Here is an 18,190-nt window from a genome sequence, read left to right on the forward strand (position 1 = left end):
ATACGTTATACAGTATTGCAACACGTAATGGCACGACCGTAGATGGTATCAAAAAGGCCAATAATTTGTCTTCGGATTTATTAAATATTGGACAAACATTGACAATCCCTTCTGGCGGTACGACCGCAAAGCCTGAAAAGTCTATCGCCTCTGAGAAGCAGTCAGCGTATAACCAAGAAGAAGTAGAGTGGCTTGCAAAAATGATCTATAGTGAAGCAAGAGGTGAATCACTTGAAGGGCAAATTGCCGTTGGTGCTGTTATCATGAATCGGGTAAAAAGTCCTTTATTTCCAAATAACGTGAAGGATGTTTTGTTTGAGAAAAGCTACGGTTATTATCAATTTACACCAGCAGAAACCGGTGCAATCAATACTGCAACTCCTAATGCACAGCATCTAGAAGCAGCCAAACGAGCGATGAATGGTGAAGATCCAACAAATGGAGCATTATTTTTTTACAACCCTAATAAAACATCAAGCTCCTATCTTAGAAGTCGTACAGTCTCAACAACTATTGGGAACCATGTATTTGCTTTTTAGTGTATATATCTGCCGTAAAAAACTACTATTGGAGGTAAATAATATGTCAAAAAATAATAAAGAAACGCCAAATAATATTGAGTTTAGTATTTGGGACACAAATACAGAAAAAAGTCGATCAATACCAACTTCTAATTCTTCTGAAACAGTAAAGCAAAAACCTCTCGGAATAGAAAAACTGAAGAGTATCACATGATAAAAGAGAACAACTTATAGAAGGGATGAACGACATTGAACTTTAAAAGCAAATTACAAGAAGCTCAAGATATTATTCATAAAGCACATCATCATTTAAAACAAGTTAATTCAAATAGTAGTGAATCAGAGGCATGTCATTTCGCCCAAAGTGAACTAGAAAAAGCGCAACAGATCATTCAACAGGTTCAACAACAAATACATAATTAGATTATTAAGTACAAAATGGCTAAGAAATTCAGCCATTTTCTTTATTTATTTATATTAAAAAAATAAATAAATGACACCATTGCCGATAAACGGTGTCATTGATTTATAGGATTTTGTAGATTATTTGTGAAATTATAAATAAATGATCAATCTTTTTGATGATGCATAGATTTTTGCTCGTTCAATCTACAGTTCTGTCCGTTAAAATGAAAGTAATGCCCCTTTCATAACATTCGTTTAATTCCTCATCAATCCCCTATACTAGCGATTTACTGCATCCAATCAGGTCTATGGAAGCCTTGGAATTTTTCATCAATTACTTTCTTGAAGGCATCTGATTCTATTGCTTCTACAATATCCTTCACAAATTGCTTATCGATATTTTCTGTTTTTACAACAACCCGATTGATGATATTTTCAGGCAGTTTATCTCTAACAAGAGCAGTGTTTAAGTCTAATCCCGCTGATATAGCAAAGTTACCATTTATGGCAGCAAGATCGACTGATTCTAGGGTTCGTGGTAATTGCGCTGCTTCAATTGGCTGAAATTTTAACTCTTTTGGATTGATTGTGATGTCTTTCTCGGTAGCTCTGAGCGGATCCACATTACTATCAAAGTCAATAACTCCGTTTTCCTTTAACACGGTAAGTCCTCTGGCTAGATTCGCAGGATCATTAGCTATTGCGACGGTACTGCCCTTTTCTATTTCACCCAATGAATCATATTTATTCGAATAGATACCTATTGGCGCTGTTGGAACCGTAATCACACTGGATAATTCCATATTATTTTCCTCAGCGAATGCATCCATATACACTTTGTGCTGAAACAAGTTTGCATCTAATGACCCATTGTTTAGTGCTGTATTTGGTTGTACGTAATCATTGAACTCTTTCACTGTAACCGTATACCCTTTTTCTTCTAAATAAGGTTTTACACCCTCTTCAAGCATGTCACTATATGGAACCGTTGCACCTAACACCAACTCTTTCTTTTCTCCATCAGTCGCCGAACTATTATTAGCCCCACAAGCAGTAAGTGCACTAACGACTAATACCGATAAAACTACAAAAAACATTTTTTTCATTTTTCACTATCACTCCTTTTTATTTACCTTTTATTAACGGCCTTTGCTATAAAGTCCCCAAAATACTGCACTCATTGTAATAACACAATTTAAAAAATAATCTTCAACACACTTATGATGGCTGTTTCCCTTACTTCCTATTTCAGGCATCTTCTACTGTTTAGCAGGCACACGTCTATATTTACTTCCAGGGTGATCTTCCGGCAAGGTACTTTTACCCTCTGGGAACAGCTTTTCTCGTAAAGTACCTTTCTTGTATTCTGTTTTATAAAACCCACGTTCCTGTAAAACAGGGATTACTAAATCAACGAAGTCTTCCAAGTCGCCAGGCGTGACTAAATGATTTAAATTAAAGCCATCAACCCCGGATTCTTCAAATTGGAATTGAATCGCATCCGCAACCTCTGTAGGACTTCCAAAAATAATACTGTTTCGGTCCAATGACTCAAAACGATTCAACACTTCACCTACCGTTAATTTTTTGGGTGCATCTTTGGTAAGAGTCGCAGCTTTATAATGCCCTCCTTCCGTCTTCTTTTTATATTCAAATGGCTCATTTGGATCCAAATCTTCGTACTCGGCAATGTCATATCCACTTGCCCCATACTGTGCTTTTGCAGCATCTGAGCTCCACAGCTTGTTATATTCCTCAAATTTCCGTTCCGCTTTTTCAGTTGTTTCAGCAACAATTACACTGAGAAATGAAAAGATCTTAATATTTTCTGGATTCCGACCATGTTTTTCTGCTCTTTTTCTAATATCATCTGCATAATATCGAATTCTTTGAGGCGTCGGACCGCCAACAAATATACACTCGGCATGCTTTGCAGCAAATTCCCGACCTTTTTCGGATGTACCTGCTTGATAAATAACAGGAGTTCGTTGTAAAGATGGCTCACTTAAATGCGGCCCTTCAACTTTAAAATAACGGCCTTCATGATTAATTTCATGTACCTTGTCTGGATCAACGAGCGTATTATTTTCAACATCTTCAACGACCGCATCATCTTCCCAGCTTCGCTCCCATAATTTATACGAAACATCAAGAAATTCATCTGCAATATCATATCGCTCATCGTGCTTAATCATATCTTGCAGACCAAAGTTTTTTGCAGCATTTGGCAGATAAGAAGTGACCACATTCCACGCGATTCTTCCCTTTGTCAAATGATCTAAAGTAGAAAAACGCCTAGCATTAGCAAATGGCGGTTCATATGTAGTACTTACCGTAACCGCAAAAGACAGATTTTTCGTTACATGAGCCATTGCAGAAATAAGCAAGGCAGGATCATTTAATGGCACCTGCAGCCCATCTCGGATTGAGGGTGCTTTACTCTTTTGATACACATCATAAATGCCAAGGACATCAGCGAAAAACACCGCATCAAACTTCCCTCTCTCTAAAAGCTTCGCTAAATCAACCCAATAGTCTAAATCCTTATATCTACGATGTCTTTTATTTTCTGGATGCTTCCAAAACCCGTGTGAATTATGCATGGAACTATTCATTTCAAACGCATTTAGAATAATTTGTTTTTGTTTACTCACTTTCAATCCTCCTATTGTTAAATTTTTTTAAAAAATAAAAAAGCCTCTCCTAAGAAAAGAAGAGGCTTTTACACAAATAAGCACAAATCCTTCCTTATCTTTCAAGCTTATCGCTTGCTGGAATTGGCACAGTACTTTTTAAAGCCTGTTGCCGAGGTATCAAAGGGCCAGTCCCTCCACCTCTCTAGATAAAGAAAATAGATTATTAAATTTAATCCAAAATATACATGAGGATGAAAATATTGTCAACATGTTTTTTGAACACTTTAATAATTCCTATTTGATAGTACTTTTTTAATATTGACAATAACAGAATCATCATATAAAGTGTAAACTAATTTAAATAGTTTAAGAAACTTATCAAGAGTCAGGGGAGGAAACTGGTCCTACGATCCTGCAGCAACCACTTATATTATTAAGCAAGGTGCTAATTCCAGCAGACATAAATGTCTGACAGATGAGAAAGGATAGAACAACCGAAGTCCTCTTTCGTCGCCTCGAAAGTGGGCTTTTTTTATGAGAAAAAATGATTGGAGGAATGAGTATGACAATTGCATATGATCAATTAACCAACAGCACGATACAACAAAACTTATTAAAACAAGCCAAAGATTTAGCTGAGATTTTTAGGGAAAGGTCTGCCAATATTGATGCAAACGGAGAATTCCCTTATGAAAATTTTGAGGATATAAAGCAACTTGGATTCTTAGCACTTACTGTCCCAATCGAGTATGGTGGCCTTGGTATTAACCTATATGATTTTCTCAAGATTCAGGAACAGATAGCCACAGGGGATGGACCAACTGCCCTATCACTCGGCTGGCAGCTCGGCCTTATCCTCGAGGTAGCTGAAAGTAGAAATTGGAAGGAAGAAAGCTTTGCCAAGGTATGTGATTTAATCGTAAAAGAGAATGCACTTATTAACCTTGCTCAAACAGAACGCGCTACAGGGAGCCCTTCTAGAGGTGGCGTTCCTACCTCTACCGCGATTAAAGAAAAGAATGGATGGCGGATAAATGGAGCTAAGGCCTTCACTTCAATGGCCGTTGCACTCGATTATTCAATTGTTACAGTGGATATTAATCTAACTGGAAGAAAAGGGTTTATTTTGGTTGACCATAAATTAGACGGAGTTCATATAAAAGAAACTTGGGATAGTGTTTCCATGAGGGGAACAAAAAGTGATGACCTTATTTTAGACCAGGTGCTTGTTGCTGAGGATGCTTTATTGGTAGAAGAGGATATCCAAAAACCATTCCCTAAAGCTTGGTATCTACAAGTCCCAGCTGTATACATAGGAATAGCTACATCTGCTAGAGATTATGCGATAAAATTCGCTTCTGAATACAGCCCTACCACATTACCAGGTCCGATTAAAGACGTACCAGAAGTAAGAAGAAAAATTGGAGAGATGGAACTAGAATTATTTAATGCACGTGAAGTACTCTATTCCGTCGCCAGAAAATGGGTAGAACATCCTGAACAGCGTGGTAGTATGGGATCAGAGCTAGCAGCGGTAAAACATATAGCAACAAACAGTGCAAACAAGATAGTAGATTTGGCAATGAGAATTGTTGGGGCTAGAAGCCTCTCCGCACAAAACCCTCTCCAACGCTATTTCCGTGATGTTCGTGCAGGGCTCCATAACCCTCCAACAGATGATGCAATTGTTTATACACTAGCAAAGGCAGTATTAGATGAATAAAAGATTAATATTTGCTATTACCTTGTCGAAAAGGACCTGTCCCGATGTCGATTGTTAAAATGAAATAAAAATGACACCATTTGAATGATAAATGGTGTCATTGGCTTTTAGGATTTTGGTTGATTATTTGTGAAATTAAAAAGTTAATCCACCTTTTCTGGTGAAAACACATGGAAGCCTCATGATCCTGAAGCTACAGCCCTTCTCTTTTTTATAGGTTCCACAATTATGGCATCTACTAAAATCAGGATTATGCCGAAATTGAGTGCATAGTCTGCGAGATTAAGAATACCTCCATTGTATTGAAAGTCGATAAAGTCTGTAACTTGATTGAAAAATATCCGATCTATAGCATTTCCAATCGCTCCACCAACATAAAGTCCGGCTCCTATTTCCATAATGAACCCATTTAAATGACCCTTCTTACGCATATAAAGGAAAATACCTACAACAATGATGGCAACAGGAACAAATAGACGACCATATCCTTCAAACATTCCAAAAGCCGCTCCGCTATTTTGATAGTGTGTGAAATGGAGAACCCCATTCCAAACTTCGAGAGTCTCTCCGACTTCTAAATGGGCACGAACCAAATATTTTGAAACTTGATCAATGAATATCGCAACTATAGCAACAGCATAGAACCAAATATGAATCACACTTTCTTTGTATTTTGATAGTAATTTTAATATATAGATTCAAGATATTAAAGGAATCTGCTTAACTAGCGTGCGTTCCTCTAAAAGCGTTGCAGCATTTTTTATTTCAGCTGTGCAATAGTCCTCCTTTAAAAAGGTGTAGTTTAATACACGTTATTTCGTCTAAACTATAACTATCTCATCCAATGGAGGTAAAAACATGCAAAAAATCGCAGGAAAAGTCGCAGTAATTACAGGAGCTGGCCGTGGAATAGGACGAGCAACAGCAATTGCCTTCGCGCAAGAAGGTATTCATGTAGGTCTTATTGGGCGTACACCTGAAAATTTACAAAAAGTAGCAGAAGAACTTAAAGAGTATGATGTGAGGACAGTAATAGCTGCAGCAAATGTAGCGGATTTAGACTCTATTACCTCAGCGGTTCAATCCATTCGTGGTGAACTTGGAGCAATCGATATATTAGTAAACAATGCCGGCATTTCAAAATTCGGTAACTTCATGGACTTAACGCCTGAAGAATGGACAAATATTATCGATGTTAATGTAAAAGGTGTGTATTACACAACACGTGCGGTATTACCGGAAATGATAGAGCGCAACACAGGCGACATCATTAACATTTCATCAACAGCCGGTCAAAAAGGTGCACCCATTACGAGTGCATACTCTGCTTCAAAGGCTGCAGTTATCGGACTAAGTGAATCATTAATGCTTGAAGTGCGCAAGAAAAATATTCGCGTAACAACGTTAACACCAAGTACGGTTGCAACAGATATGGCGGTTGAGTTAAACCTAACCGACGGCAACCCAGAAAAAGTGATGCAAGCAGAAGATTTAGCAGAATTAATGGTTGCACAGCTAAAACTTCATCCGCGTGTTGTATTAAAACATGCTGGACTTTGGTCGACAAACCCTTAATAGGGCTATTCGAAATAAAAAGACGCTATCCGATGTATTTTGGATGGCGTCTTCTTTTTATAGGATGTTATGCACTAAGGGGGAACTACTACCTTGTCATAACTATTCATTCCAATGTCATGAACGGTTTTATTAAAAGTATGGGACTCCTGCTGAATAAAGTTAAATTAACACGCCAGATACTTCAAGTGGAGTTAAAGCATTTGTGTTATTTACAAAAACAAACGCATCATATCGGTCTGCTATCACTGATGGAACATAGTTACCGTAATGCTCATATTGTGGATGATAGACAACGCCAATTGCGCGATGGCCAATAGGCCTAGTAAATAATTTTCTATTTTTATCCGTAAATACTAGGAGTTTATCGTAAGCACCTGCTTTATAGAGAAAATCTTCCCAACTTCCGGAAACCGCGGGAGGGGTATTCATTTTTTCAAAGTCTACACCCCACTTGGTAGCTGCAATAACCGTCCCATGATGTGTACCGAAACCAACAATAAACACGGTTTCCGAACCTACTTGTTCCCTTATGAGTTGTCCTACATTGACAATTCCTTCTTTTTCCATGTCCGTCGCTCTTGCATCCCCAACATGTGTATTGTGTTCCCATATAATCCCTTTGGAATGACTGTTATTAAACGAATCAATTTTATTTATGACTTCTACCATGTGACGATCTCTAATATTCCATGATTCATTATCGTTTGTAATCATGGTTGTATAATAGTTTTCAGCGTTAGCGGTAATAAGCGCGTTTACCTCGACGTTTAAACTGCTTTCCTCTGAATCATGATAGGTATGTTTGTTTAAACTCACTTCCATTAGAAGTTTTGTTACTTCTTCATGACATCCCTCAGAATAAAAAGATGAGGACAAAGCATACTTTTCCGCATCACGATTAAATGGTTCAAAACAGGCGAAAGCCTTTCTCGCGACCTCAAAATCTGGTGAGTTTCTTTTTTCTAAATACTTAAGTATTTCATCCATCGATTCCCATAGATTATAGATATCAATTCCATAAAAACCAACTTTTCTATCAAACGGTTTTCCTTCATTAAATTCTTTTAACCATTCGATTAATTCAATTATTTCTTCATTTGCCCACATCCAGGTTGGCCACTGTTTAAAAGACATTAGGACATCACGAGCATTATTATATTGAGTTGAATACCCTTTTATATAGCGATTCACCTCTTGACATGCTGGCCAATCACCTTCTACAGCTATAAAGGTGAACTCTTTTTCAACGATTAATCTTTTGGTGATGTCAGCACGTATTTTATAGAACTCAGACGTTCCGTGTGAGGCTTCCCCCAACAAAACATATTTCTGATTTTTAATAGAAGTAACAAGTGAATCAAGGTTATCTTTAGAATTGGTAATTGGAATTGCATGTTGTTTTATTGCTTGTATCATTTTATCTTCCATAATAACCCCTTCAGTTTTTGTATTCTGCATTATACGTATTCTCACCTGCATGAACTGAGAGAAGAGTATCCGCATATCCAACCAATCGGTTTACAAGCTCATCAGAAATAGCATAAACAAGGTGATGAAGTGATTCTTTATGTAAGGCAGGGTCGTCAAATAGTATTGTAGTATTGATGAATATCTCCTTTGTATCATATAGGTTATAGTGAATAATAACCTTGCCAGCTGCACCACCAGTATTCGGGTCTTTATAGCTCGGTAAAAAAACGTACCATTCCTCGGCAGAAGGCGATCGAAAGTTTTTTGTAAACGTCAAACCTTCTATTTCTTTTTCTATTTGATTCCTCATTTGATGATCAATAACATCTAGTATCTTCTTTTCCATTCAGAATTTTACTCCGCTGGATTAGCATCAATAGCTATCTCATATGCATCTAGAACCATATCACGTTCGGATGGATCGCTAATTCCTGTCAAAAACTGACCATCATCCGTATTCTCCACTTGCATGACAAATGTGTTATTTTGATCTTGTTCAGAGCGTAACAATGCAAATGTTTTGTCCTTCATATCAAATAAGGCTTCAATCGAAAATTCTTTTTCAACCCCATTCTGATCCAAAACAACAATTTTATCTCGATATACGTCACTGTTCATGTAGTACACCTCCTGTAATTTGCATTCATATCTTTACCTAAACCATCAAAATTACTTAAAAAACAAATTTTCATAAGTGATGACCGCATTTAAAAAGTGTCCTTTTTTCTGGTATTTCGTTTCATATTTAAATACAACAAAAAAACAACTCTTATTACATATTAAGGGTTGTTTTTTGTTGTATTACTTTTACTATAGTTTTAATTTCCTCATTAAAGATCAGTTTTGTAATATCGATCTTAAATGGCTATTTCTTTGTTCAAGTCTGTATTCATCTTCATTTTCTTTTGAAACAGATTCTAATCCGTATCCTGTCGAACTAATTTCTAATGTTTCACTTTCTTTTCTTTTTAAATTGGCATCTTCATTATAATGACCCTTTTCCATATTACCCTCCTGTATTTTATTATATTTCTCCTTTTTTGTTATATTTCCACTTTTTCTTAGAGGCATACAGAAAATTTCTACGTAAATGCTTTTTTCCATATCCATTTTAATACGCCTTTTGAATCGAACAATCGACAATATTCGAGCATTTTCTAAGTGTTAAAATTTTCTCTATGTTAGAATAATAATGTAAAGACAACAAAAGGAAATTACATAAGGGGTGTTAGGTATGACAAATTCAAAAGTAGCAGTTATCACTGGTGGTGGAAGCGGTTTAGGACAAGCTTCTGCTGTTCGACTAGCAAAAGAAGGTATTAACATCGTAGTGGTCGATATTAATGAACAAGGTGGGGCTGAAACGGTTAATCTTGTTAAAGAATTAGGCGTTGATGCCATCTTTGTAAAAGCGGACGTATCAAAAAAAGAAGATGTAAAAGCTTATGTAGATGCAGCTATTGAAAAATTTGGTACGATTGATTACTTTTTCAATAATGCAGGGATTTCTGGTAGTGGCGTACCTTTTGGCGAGGTCTCAACTGATGAAATTGAACAGATTGTTGGAATTAACTTAATGGGTGCATTATATGGAGTTAAATACGTATTAGACGTTATGTTGAAAAACGGTGGCGGTTCAATCGTTAACACTTCTTCAACCGCTGGTGTGATTGGTCAAGCAGGTGTTGTCACTTACTCTGCTACAAAACACGGCATTGTGGGATTAACCAAGAGTATCGTGATGGAGTATGCAAGCAAAGGTATTCGTTGTAACGCGATTGCTCCTGGTGGAACAGAAACACCGATGATCAAAGCTTATTTCGAATCTCAACCACCTGAAATTAAACAGGCTGCAATCCAATCGGTTCCTCAAAAACGCTATGGTCAACCAGAAGAAGTAGCAGAATTAGTTGCCTTCTTATTAACATCGCCTGCCCAATACATTAATGGCGAAGTTATCAGCATTGATGGTGGGTTTACAAATACACGTGGATAATAGAAAATAATTAGCGTATGTTGCACAACAAACGCTCAGAATTGTCTGAGCGTTTGGTTTATTCTAAATTACTAATGCCTTTTTAGGAACACGTTTTCGACTTCTAATAATTTTCTAGTAATATTGGAAAATAGAAAAAAACTTTACCTCCTTGTTATATATTTTTTTATTTTTATTGAGATAATAGGCTAATGACAGTATTCAAGACGACGTTTACTCCTTTTTCGCATTCCTCCAAGGTGGTCAGTTCTTCTTCGCAATGGCTTTTTCCATTTTTGCTCGGTACAAACAGCATGGTGGTAGGGATATAGCTTGCGATGAACTGCGCGTCATGCCCGGCACCGCTAACCATGCGTTTATGGGTGTAACCAAGTGATTTTGCGGATTGCTCTATAAGATTGCAGAGTTCGGGCTTGAACCAAACTGTATCTCGTTCCCATAATTTCGTTGCTTCTATCTCACATCCTTCATTCATTTCCAAATTCGAAAGACCTTCAACGAAATTTTTCACATCGTTGACGATATCCATATCCTTGTGACGAGCCTCAAGGGTAAAAACAACTTTATTCGGAATAACTGTATGAATGCTTGGATAGACATTTATCCTTCCTATTGTATAGACTAGATCCTTATCTAAAGAACCAAAGTATTTCCGTATCTCATTTATAAGGTTATTCGTTGCAAACAGTGCGTCCTTACGCATGTTCATCGGGGTGGTACCTGCATGATTGGATTCCCCAGTCACTTCAATTTCATAACAAGCCATACCTACAACACATTCTACAACACCAATCGAAAGCGCTTCAGATTCTAAAATTGGTCCTTGTTCTATATGTAATTCAAGTAAAGCGGTTGCTTCTTTAAGGCGGTTTTCCACATTCCCTTCGTATCCAATCGCCTTTAGTGCTTCGCCAAAAGTAATTCCTTCAGAATCCTGCTTTTGCATCATGACGGACTTTGTAAATTTACCTGCTAGAACACCAGATGCCATCATCGAAGGCTCGAATCTAGCACCTTCTTCATTGGTAAAATTCACAACAGTAATTGGAATTTTAGGTTTAATATTATGGTCTACGAGGGTTCTTACTACTTCTAAACCGGCTACTACCCCTAGTACACCATCAAACCTGCCTCCTTTTTTGACGGAATCTAAATGGGAGCCAATCAGGATAGGAGGTTTTTTCTCAGTGCCTTCAAGTGTAGCATACATACATCCCATATCATCAATCTTCACATCCATTCCTAATTCCTCACAACATGCTCGGAAATAATCCCTGGCGTGTCGGTCTTCATCTGTTAATGCTAGCCTTGTCACTCCATTTTTTTCTGTCCTGCCAAAGTCTGCAAATCGTTCCAATTCGTTCATTAATCTTTCCCTATTGATTAACAGTTTTTGTTTTTGCAACATTGTAGACTCCCCTTTAATTAGTGATAACCAAAGATCCTTCTTGCATTCTAGTATCTGATGGAGTTGAAACTAAACAATCAAAAGGACCTCGTCAGAAGCATCCCATGCCAAAAAGTCTTAATGTATTAATTACTTAAATATTCAGTTATTTAAAATTATAACTCTATTAACCATAATGTCATTATACAAAATGTAAAAAATATAAACGGATTATTTTATAGTATGTTAAATCATTATTGGCAGCATCATAGCCTAATTAAAAATGAGACCCAGTACACCTTTGCGTTTTTTCACTTAAATAGAATCAGATCAACGGCATTCCAATTAATTTGGAAATTGATGCAGCATCTTTCGTGTCTTTGCTCTCATTTCTGAAACTGTTTGTCCAGCCCCATCGAAAATTTGGATATTGGTTTCATTTAGCTGCCCAATTACTTCCACCCATCGATCCTTTTGACTTTGACTTAACATTTTCCCAGGGTCCCTCATTTTCAATCGATTAAACCCACAAGTTGACGCAATTAATCGAGAGGTGATCAGTTTTTAAGGCATCTCTAACGAAAAGACAATTAGCAGATAACCTGCCCATCCAGCTTCCTTTGCAAAATGCAGCATCACGTCGGTTTTTCTCATAAAAAAACGCGCCTTACTAGGGTAAGAGACGCTAAATTTATCATGTTTGCCTTTTAATTTTGATCAAATGAGAGTTACGAAAGAAGCAGGGCGAAAACAATTGCATAAACTATAAAAATAGATTGGGGAGGATTTCTAATGAATAATTTCAACACACTCTGCCAACAATTTGGCCAAATTCTAAACCAAAAACCAGAAGTAAAAAATGAAGTTTGTTCTGTAAGTATTAAACGGAATCTACATGTTACCATTCAAGGTCGTCCAAGCCCTGGAAAAATAGAGGCCGAAATATCATTTGCATCTTTGGATTATGAGGGCAATGCCCTTAATCTTGGGGAAACCGTTATACTCGAAGAAGAAATTCCAGCATTTACAAAAATTTTAATTAAAAATGGGATAATAGTGAGCGCCATTCATAATCATTGGCTGTTCACCAAACCGAATATTCTTTATATCCACTTTCAATCTGTTGAACCCCCATTACATTTTGCTCACAAAATTTCAGAAGCACTGAAGGTTCTTCGATAATTGTTTTCCGGAGATAGAAGCTTATTTTTGAATCGAGGATCCAGTCAAGTTGAATGAACCGTTTTCCGTGCTTTTTCAATCCCACAAAAAAATCACAGGCTTTACACCTGTGATTTTCATTTTATTATTAATATTTCAACCCATGACCAAGTTTATATACATTACCATCACTGTCTTTATACGCATAAGTCATTCCTGCTGGCATGTATTTGTCTTTGTCATATCCTGGTACGTCATTTGGTGATACGCAATCTCCATTTTGGTAAACGGCAATCACTCCTTCACTTGCTGGTAAAGTTATTGGTAAGACACCTGTTGGCTTATGATTCCCTGCAATCACTTCAAGCTGTGCATTGTGGAATGTATCGTAGCCCGCAATCAAAGCATCAGCCATTGGTTCTACATTTCCTAAAATCCATGGAAGGATAATATTTACACTCATCACGACTTTACCGCCGCGGCTATGGATGCTGTCAGCAACTTCTTTTAGGTGGTCAAGTCCACTTAAAGTAGATTCCTGATACAATGAACCATCAATCGCCGAGTTTACTTTATCCTCACAAATATCAAGCTCTAGTAGACCTGGTGTTGCATTAAAGTAAGAACCAGATTTTGGATGTAGGAACAGAATCGCTGTATCGGCTTCTTCATAGTTGCCTGTTAAGTTAAACAGTCCGAGTTCTTTTGCTTCATTTCTTGCTTTTTCTGTATAAGAAGTTGCTCTTTCCTGCTCCTTATGGAACACTTCAATATACACCTTTTTACCATCCAGCTTGTCCGATGTAAGTGGCAAGGTTTCGTTTGAATTTTTTAGTACGGTCACTGATTTTTTATGCGCTTCGTATGCAGCTTCCCAGTGCGCTTTCGTGCTGACAACCTCAGTTGCCTTTTCTGGATCATTGTATGTGCGGTCATCAAATAGACCTAAAGCGAACATTTCTGTTAAGAGTCGTACATTTGACTCATCGATTCGTTTTTCAGTGATCCATCTATTGCTAATAGCCAATTTCAGATTTTCAATATCATTCGTATCAGCAATCAAATCGGTACCCGCATTTATTGCTTTCGCAAAGCGTTCCGCTTCACTGCTGTTTTCCATACCCCAGCTCATGTTATTAATAATCCCGCTGTCACTATTCACATAGCCTTTGAATCCAAGCTTTCCACGAAGGATATGGTCGATGAAATAACGATTAAACGTAAATCCAACCTCTTCGAATGGGATTTCTTCCCCTTCAAACTCCTGGACCACACTCTTCTTAATACTTGGAATCGAGTAATATGGCATGATGGAAGATGTTCCATGATCTGCCGCTGCTTTAAATGGTGGTAGATGGTATTTTTCTAAGCTACCCGGAGTTGGGTATAGATTCCATTTTCCTTCTTCATAGTGAGGGTCAAAGCCATTTTCTCTCGCTCCCCCACCTGGGAAATGCTTCGTAGTCATCGCAATACTATCTTTTCCTAAGGTTTCGCCTTGGAATTCGTCAAGGATACGACCGATCACATCAGCAATAAACTCTGGATCTTCCCCAAATGTTCCATACGTACGCTGCCATCTCGGATCTGTCACCACATCTGCCATATACATATACCCTTTTCTTAAACCTGTGGCATTCCATTCTTTTTGGGCAATGTTTGCAAATTCACTAATAAGGGAGGCGTCACCACCATTTTGGATATCGCCCTTAGCCGCTGCTGCCAATCCTAATGTTCCTGGCCATGTAGAGAAGATACCGATTGCATCATTCATACCAAATACTGCTTCACCATTTTCATTTCTGGAGTTCGATGCAACGAGAACGGGAATTCCTAAGCGCGTACCCTCAGCTACTTCATTCAGCGCGTTAACCCATTCCGCCATTTCAGCTGGTGTGAAGTTATCTCTTAAAATGAAATGTCTTAGTTTCCTGTTAGCAATCGTATGAGTGGTTCCGTATACTTTGCTAGTAGCGAAAATGGTTTCTCCTCTTTCGATAATACTTTCATCTAAGACGCCATCATGGCTTGTCTTGCTTTTATCTTCCTGGGCAAGTCCCATTTTCCTAGAATTGATCAGCATCATCCCGATTTTTTCATCGATGTTCATCAAGGAAACAAGATTTTCTGCACGTTCTTTCGGGCTTAAACGCCAATCTTCATAAGGATCTAGTTTGCCATCATTATTTAAATCTTTAAATTTCAAACCATCTTGTTCAATCAGTTTCTTCGTTCTAACTTGTAAATCAGGTTGCTTTTGCATGTCAGTTCCTCCTAATAGGTTTCATTATTACGATTTCTAAGTGTTTACACCATTGTTTTTGTTTGCTATGCATCTAGTTTTAGTAATGTATCATCACCTGATTCAACATTACCCGTTTTTATTGGTTTTACTTCTAAATATTCTTCTGTATTGGTAATCACGACAGGAGATTTCAGATCGTATCCAGCTGCTTTAATATTCTCGATGTCAAATTCAATGAGTAGATCACCTTTTTTCACTTGAGACCATTGCTCTACATGGGAAGTAAAATATTTACCCTTCAACTTAACTGTATTAACCCCAACCGAGATTAAAATTTCAGCCCCGTCATTCGATGTGATTCCAATCGCATGTTTACTCTGGAATAATGTCGTTACGACTCCGTCCACTGGAGAAATGATGGCACCTTTTGTTGGTTCGATTGCAGTTCCCTTTCCTACAATTTCTTTTGAAAAAAGCGGATCGGCTATTTTACTTAATGGAACGATATGACCTGTTAATGGACTTGCGATCATTTCTTTCTTTACGTTTCCTAATCCAAATTCTTTGTTTGTCTTCTTAGCTGCTCTTAGGTCGTTCTTGCCTTCATATCCAAATACAATGGTAAGTACCATTGCGATTAGTAAGGAAGCAAACACACCGATTGCAAAGATTCCGATTGGTGTAAATACAGGAATGGACAAGAAACTTGGAAGTGCAAAGGCCGTTGCCGATACTCTAAACGCTCCGATGATTGCCCCACCGACTGCTCCAGCTATCCCAACGTATAACATTGTTCGCTTATATCGTACGAGAATACCATATGTGATAATTTCTGTTGTCCCTGCTAATGCACTTGGTAGTAGTCCTGATCCAGCAAGTGTTTTTAATTGTTTATCTCTTGTTTTAAAGAAAACGCCAAGCCCCATACCGATTTGTGCAAATGGTGCCGCGGCAGCCATCGCAATAATTGGATCAAGACCCGATGCACCAAGATTGGCAATCGCGATTGGAATAACCGCCCAATGAAGCCCTAAAATCGTAAGGAAAGACCATGCCGCACCCAATACGGCTCCTGTAACTAATCCACTTTGATCACTTAAAAACTGAATAACGAATGCTAAGCCCTGCCCCACATACGTCCCAAATGGACCAAAAATAAGGATGGTTAATGGCACAATTACGATTAAGGAAATCATCGGATTGATGAACATTTGTAAATCTTTATAAATCACTTTCTTTAAAAACTTATCTAATAAAGCATAGATGGATGCTGCGATTAAGATAGGAAACACGGTGGATGAATAACTGGCTAGTAGAACCGGAATCCCTAAGAACGATACATCCTGTGCCTGAGAGGTAACTAAATTCACATAATTTGGTTCTAATAACGCTGCTCCAATTGCTGCTCCAACAAATCCATTGGCTCCCAGCTTGTTTGCCATCGTAAATCCGAGGAAAATAGGAAAAAAGTAAAACACTGCATGTCCAGCAGCAGCAAGGATTGCATAGGTACCGCTTTCAGCGGATACCCAGCCTAATGACTTTAAAATAGATAATAAAGCCGTAATTAAGCCCGAACCGGCAAGTACCCCTAAAATGGGTGCAAAACTTCCACTAATGGCCCCTAATATTTTATTAAAGACTGTTTCCTTTTGCTCTGAAGTAGTATCATTGTTGTTCAAGATCATGTCCTCCTTGGTGTGAGTTCTTTTGATGTAAATGAAATTCTATTTCTAATTTATCTTAGAGGAATAAAAGGCCGTTGGTTCAGACTAACTAAACTAGATGTCAAGTGCATCTACTAAAAATCTCCACAAGACAAGGCTTTCATTTTCAAAACTTTTTACGCCTAGATAGGGCTTTCATTTACTCTGAGACTTCTTTTTTTAAAGATTATAGTGATATAATATCAAGGAAATACATGAAATAAATTGTTAATCTTGCTGATAACATTGTATATCTTGCTATATTAAAAGGAGCAAATTATGAAAGAATCTACATTTATGCCGGTATTAAATGAGAATTTTGAGGTTTATTATTGGAGCAAAAAATATCAGTCACATGATTGGGGCAGACCGCCTGACAAATCATCAGAGAATTATTCTGAAATCGAGCCCTTATTCCGCTTGCATAGTCACGACGCAATGGAGGTTCTCGTATTTTTAGGAGGTGAATGTGAGTTTTTTTGTGAAGGACAAGTATATTCACTAACCAAAGGGGATGTTGTCATCATTCCCCAATATGCGGTACATAAGGCAGAAGTAAGTGATTTCGACAACTATGAGAGAATTGTATCGACCATTAGCAAATCATTATTGGCTGAATTCTTATCGATTTCTCCCTATATGAGTGATAGGATAAATTATCATAAAACTCAGGGTTCTTATGTCGTCCATCTCCAATCCGAAAATATAAAGGAAATTCTCTCGCTTTTCCAAGATATAAGTAATCGTCTAAAAGTTAATAGTGGCCCTAATTCCTTTGCCTTACATTATCTATTATTTCAAGCTCTGCAAATTATCTTAAATCCAGCCAGTAGTGAGCCAACAAACAGTCTAAGCAGTGATGCAGATCAACGCTTAAATTCCATTATCGAATACATTGAAAACCATTTGACCGATCCAGAAATGAATTTAGACAACGTATCAAGTCATTTTCATTTAAATAAATATTATTTTTCTCATTATTTTAAAAATCACATGAAAGTACCATTTTATCGATATGTACTTTTGAAACGACTTGCAACCTCCGTTGCATTAATTAAGCAAAATGAACTCTCAATCGAGGAAATTGCTACGAAATGCGGTTTTCAAGATTACTCCAGCTTTTATCGACTCTTTAAAAAGGAATATAATCTGTCTCCCAAAAACTTACAAAAGGAGTTTAGAAGGTAGTCCAAATAGACACCTAGGAAGTCGCTGAACGAAGGATAATCGAAACTTTACTAATTAGCTACCAAATAAGTAATAGGCCTAACACCAAGTGCGGTGATGCTTTAACACACTTGCGGTCAGGCCCTTTTATCTGAAATGTTCTCGACAGGATGAACCCATAATGGTAAATAACTT

Annotated in this window: 19 protein-coding genes and 2 riboswitches; of the genes, 8 read left to right on the forward strand and 11 right to left on the reverse strand. The window is 37.5% G+C overall.

Translation table 11 applies throughout. The features are described from left to right. The 3 genes from V7097_RS16130 to V7097_RS16140 all read left to right on the forward strand — a co-directional run. A partial coding sequence (locus V7097_RS16130; RefSeq protein WP_335704656.1) for a cell wall hydrolase occupies nucleotides 1-539 on the forward strand: 539 nt, incomplete at its 5' end. Between the two features lie 43 nt (nucleotides 540-582). Then, the gene (locus V7097_RS16135) at nucleotides 583-735 is read left to right on the forward strand and encodes a hypothetical protein (RefSeq protein WP_335704657.1); all 153 of its coding nucleotides are present in this window, start codon (nucleotides 583-585) and stop codon (nucleotides 733-735) included. Nucleotides 736-770: 35 nt separating this feature from the next. Beyond that, nucleotides 771-944 (forward strand): hypothetical protein, encoded by a 174-nt coding sequence (locus V7097_RS16140; protein WP_335704658.1) that lies wholly within the window; start codon nucleotides 771-773, stop codon nucleotides 942-944. 269 nt (nucleotides 945-1,213) lie between these two features. Here V7097_RS16140 and V7097_RS16145 read toward each other — a convergent pair whose 3' ends face one another. Both V7097_RS16145 and V7097_RS16150 read right to left on the reverse strand, forming a co-directional pair. Further along, nucleotides 1,214-2,032 carry a MetQ/NlpA family ABC transporter substrate-binding protein gene (locus tag V7097_RS16145; protein WP_335704659.1) on the reverse strand — a complete coding sequence of 273 codons (819 nt, stop codon included), beginning with the start codon at nucleotides 2,030-2,032 and terminating at the stop codon, nucleotides 1,214-1,216. Between the two features lie 153 nt (nucleotides 2,033-2,185). Then, complete coding sequence (locus tag V7097_RS16150; RefSeq protein ID WP_335704660.1) at nucleotides 2,186-3,580, reverse strand: LLM class flavin-dependent oxidoreductase; 1,395 nt, start codon at nucleotides 3,578-3,580, stop codon at nucleotides 2,186-2,188. Between the two features lie 91 nt (nucleotides 3,581-3,671). Continuing rightward, nucleotides 3,672-3,775, reverse strand: a riboswitch (SAM riboswitch). A gap of 159 nt (nucleotides 3,776-3,934) precedes the next feature. After that, nucleotides 3,935-4,044: riboswitch (SAM riboswitch) on the forward strand. A gap of 80 nt (nucleotides 4,045-4,124) precedes the next feature. Here V7097_RS16150 and V7097_RS16155 point away from each other — a divergent pair. Beyond that, nucleotides 4,125-5,285: an acyl-CoA dehydrogenase family protein gene (locus V7097_RS16155; RefSeq protein ID WP_335704661.1), complete on the forward strand. Its 1,161-nt coding sequence runs from the start codon at nucleotides 4,125-4,127 to the stop codon at nucleotides 5,283-5,285. A gap of 179 nt (nucleotides 5,286-5,464) precedes the next feature. On the opposite strand, the gene lspA is transcribed toward V7097_RS16155, so the two are convergent. Continuing rightward, nucleotides 5,465-5,944, reverse strand: coding sequence for a signal peptidase II (gene lspA, locus V7097_RS16160; RefSeq protein WP_335704662.1), 480 nt, complete (start codon nucleotides 5,942-5,944; stop codon nucleotides 5,465-5,467). Between the two features lie 199 nt (nucleotides 5,945-6,143). On the opposite strand from lspA, the gene V7097_RS16165 reads away from it, so the two are divergent. After that, nucleotides 6,144-6,860, forward strand: a complete 717-nt coding sequence (locus tag V7097_RS16165) for a 3-ketoacyl-ACP reductase (RefSeq protein ID WP_335704663.1) — start codon at nucleotides 6,144-6,146, stop codon at nucleotides 6,858-6,860. 162 nt (nucleotides 6,861-7,022) lie between these two features. Here V7097_RS16165 and V7097_RS16170 read toward each other — a convergent pair whose 3' ends face one another. The 4 genes from V7097_RS16170 to V7097_RS16185 form a co-directional block, all read right to left on the reverse strand. Then, nucleotides 7,023-8,321: an erythromycin esterase family protein gene (locus V7097_RS16170; protein ID WP_335704664.1), complete on the reverse strand. Its 1,299-nt coding sequence runs from the start codon at nucleotides 8,319-8,321 to the stop codon at nucleotides 7,023-7,025. Beyond that, complete coding sequence (locus V7097_RS16175) at nucleotides 8,302-8,679, reverse strand: hypothetical protein (RefSeq protein WP_335704665.1); 378 nt, start codon at nucleotides 8,677-8,679, stop codon at nucleotides 8,302-8,304. The genes V7097_RS16170 and V7097_RS16175 overlap by 20 nt, the downstream gene beginning before the upstream one ends. An 8-nt stretch (nucleotides 8,680-8,687) precedes the next feature. Continuing rightward, the gene (locus V7097_RS16180) at nucleotides 8,688-8,951 is read right to left on the reverse strand and encodes a DUF1292 domain-containing protein (RefSeq protein ID WP_335704666.1); all 264 of its coding nucleotides are present in this window, start codon (nucleotides 8,949-8,951) and stop codon (nucleotides 8,688-8,690) included. 219 nt (nucleotides 8,952-9,170) lie between these two features. Beyond that, entirely contained in the window at nucleotides 9,171-9,443 is a 273-nt protein-coding gene (locus V7097_RS16185; protein WP_335704667.1) for a hypothetical protein, read from the reverse strand. Between the two features lie 124 nt (nucleotides 9,444-9,567). Between V7097_RS16185 and V7097_RS16190 the strand changes: the two genes are divergently transcribed. Then, nucleotides 9,568-10,329 carry an SDR family NAD(P)-dependent oxidoreductase gene (locus V7097_RS16190; protein WP_335704668.1) on the forward strand — a complete coding sequence of 254 codons (762 nt, stop codon included), beginning with the start codon at nucleotides 9,568-9,570 and terminating at the stop codon, nucleotides 10,327-10,329. 172 nt (nucleotides 10,330-10,501) lie between these two features. Here the strand turns inward: V7097_RS16190 and V7097_RS16195 are convergent, their stop codons facing one another. Together V7097_RS16195 and V7097_RS16200 are read right to left on the reverse strand one after the other, a co-directional pair. Beyond that, the gene (locus tag V7097_RS16195) at nucleotides 10,502-11,734 is read right to left on the reverse strand and encodes a Zn-dependent hydrolase (protein WP_335704786.1); all 1,233 of its coding nucleotides are present in this window, start codon (nucleotides 11,732-11,734) and stop codon (nucleotides 10,502-10,504) included. A gap of 327 nt (nucleotides 11,735-12,061) precedes the next feature. Further along, a complete protein-coding gene (locus V7097_RS16200; protein ID WP_335704669.1) occupies nucleotides 12,062-12,208 on the reverse strand; it encodes a hypothetical protein in 147 nt (48 codons plus the stop codon). A 300-nt stretch (nucleotides 12,209-12,508) separates the two neighbouring features. Between V7097_RS16200 and V7097_RS16205 the strand changes: the two genes are divergently transcribed. Beyond that, nucleotides 12,509-12,898 (forward strand): DUF1259 domain-containing protein, encoded by a 390-nt coding sequence (locus V7097_RS16205; RefSeq protein WP_335704670.1) that lies wholly within the window; start codon nucleotides 12,509-12,511, stop codon nucleotides 12,896-12,898. 127 nt (nucleotides 12,899-13,025) lie between these two features. On the opposite strand, the gene V7097_RS16210 is transcribed toward V7097_RS16205, so the two are convergent. Further along, the gene (locus V7097_RS16210) at nucleotides 13,026-15,140 is read right to left on the reverse strand and encodes a glycoside hydrolase family 3 protein (protein WP_335704671.1); all 2,115 of its coding nucleotides are present in this window, start codon (nucleotides 15,138-15,140) and stop codon (nucleotides 13,026-13,028) included. Between the two features lie 65 nt (nucleotides 15,141-15,205). Then, nucleotides 15,206-16,804 carry a glucose PTS transporter subunit IIA gene (locus V7097_RS16215; RefSeq protein ID WP_335704672.1) on the reverse strand — a complete coding sequence of 533 codons (1,599 nt, stop codon included), beginning with the start codon at nucleotides 16,802-16,804 and terminating at the stop codon, nucleotides 15,206-15,208. Between the two features lie 303 nt (nucleotides 16,805-17,107). Here V7097_RS16215 and V7097_RS16220 point away from each other — a divergent pair, with 303 nt between their 5' ends. Next, nucleotides 17,108-18,016: an AraC family transcriptional regulator gene (locus V7097_RS16220; RefSeq protein ID WP_335704673.1), complete on the forward strand. Its 909-nt coding sequence runs from the start codon at nucleotides 17,108-17,110 to the stop codon at nucleotides 18,014-18,016. Nucleotides 18,017-18,190: the final 174 nt, after the last annotated feature.

This window comes from Bacillus sp. JJ1562 (assembly GCF_036962705.1).
GTDB lineage: Bacteria > Bacillota > Bacilli > Bacillales > Bacillaceae_L > Ferdinandcohnia.

What these genes read in the sequence shown, in the direction of transcription:
- V7097_RS16135 (WP_335704657.1), top strand. Translation starts at nt 583, where the DNA reads ATGTCAAAAAATAATAAAGAAACGCCAAATAATATTGAGTTTAGTATT.
- V7097_RS16145 (WP_335704659.1), bottom strand. Translation starts at nt 2,032, where the DNA reads ATGAAAAAAATGTTTTTTGTAGTTTTATCGGTATTAGTCGTTAGTGCA.
- V7097_RS16155 (WP_335704661.1), top strand. Translation starts at nt 4,125, where the DNA reads ATGACAATTGCATATGATCAATTAACCAACAGCACGATACAACAAAAC.
- V7097_RS16165 (WP_335704663.1), top strand. Translation starts at nt 6,144, where the DNA reads ATGCAAAAAATCGCAGGAAAAGTCGCAGTAATTACAGGAGCTGGCCGT.
- V7097_RS16170 (WP_335704664.1), bottom strand. Translation starts at nt 8,321, where the DNA reads ATGCAGAATACAAAAACTGAAGGGGTTATTATGGAAGATAAAATGATA.
- V7097_RS16175 (WP_335704665.1), bottom strand. Translation starts at nt 8,679, where the DNA reads ATGGAAAAGAAGATACTAGATGTTATTGATCATCAAATGAGGAATCAA.
- V7097_RS16180 (WP_335704666.1), bottom strand. Translation starts at nt 8,951, where the DNA reads ATGAACAGTGACGTATATCGAGATAAAATTGTTGTTTTGGATCAGAAT.
- V7097_RS16185 (WP_335704667.1), bottom strand. Translation starts at nt 9,443, where the DNA reads ATGGATATGGAAAAAAGCATTTACGTAGAAATTTTCTGTATGCCTCTA.
- V7097_RS16190 (WP_335704668.1), top strand. Translation starts at nt 9,568, where the DNA reads ATGACAAATTCAAAAGTAGCAGTTATCACTGGTGGTGGAAGCGGTTTA.
- V7097_RS16200 (WP_335704669.1), bottom strand. Translation starts at nt 12,208, where the DNA reads ATGTTAAGTCAAAGTCAAAAGGATCGATGGGTGGAAGTAATTGGGCAG.
- V7097_RS16205 (WP_335704670.1), top strand. Translation starts at nt 12,509, where the DNA reads ATGAATAATTTCAACACACTCTGCCAACAATTTGGCCAAATTCTAAAC.
- V7097_RS16210 (WP_335704671.1), bottom strand. Translation starts at nt 15,140, where the DNA reads ATGCAAAAGCAACCTGATTTACAAGTTAGAACGAAGAAACTGATTGAA.
- V7097_RS16220 (WP_335704673.1), top strand. Translation starts at nt 17,108, where the DNA reads ATGAAAGAATCTACATTTATGCCGGTATTAAATGAGAATTTTGAGGTT.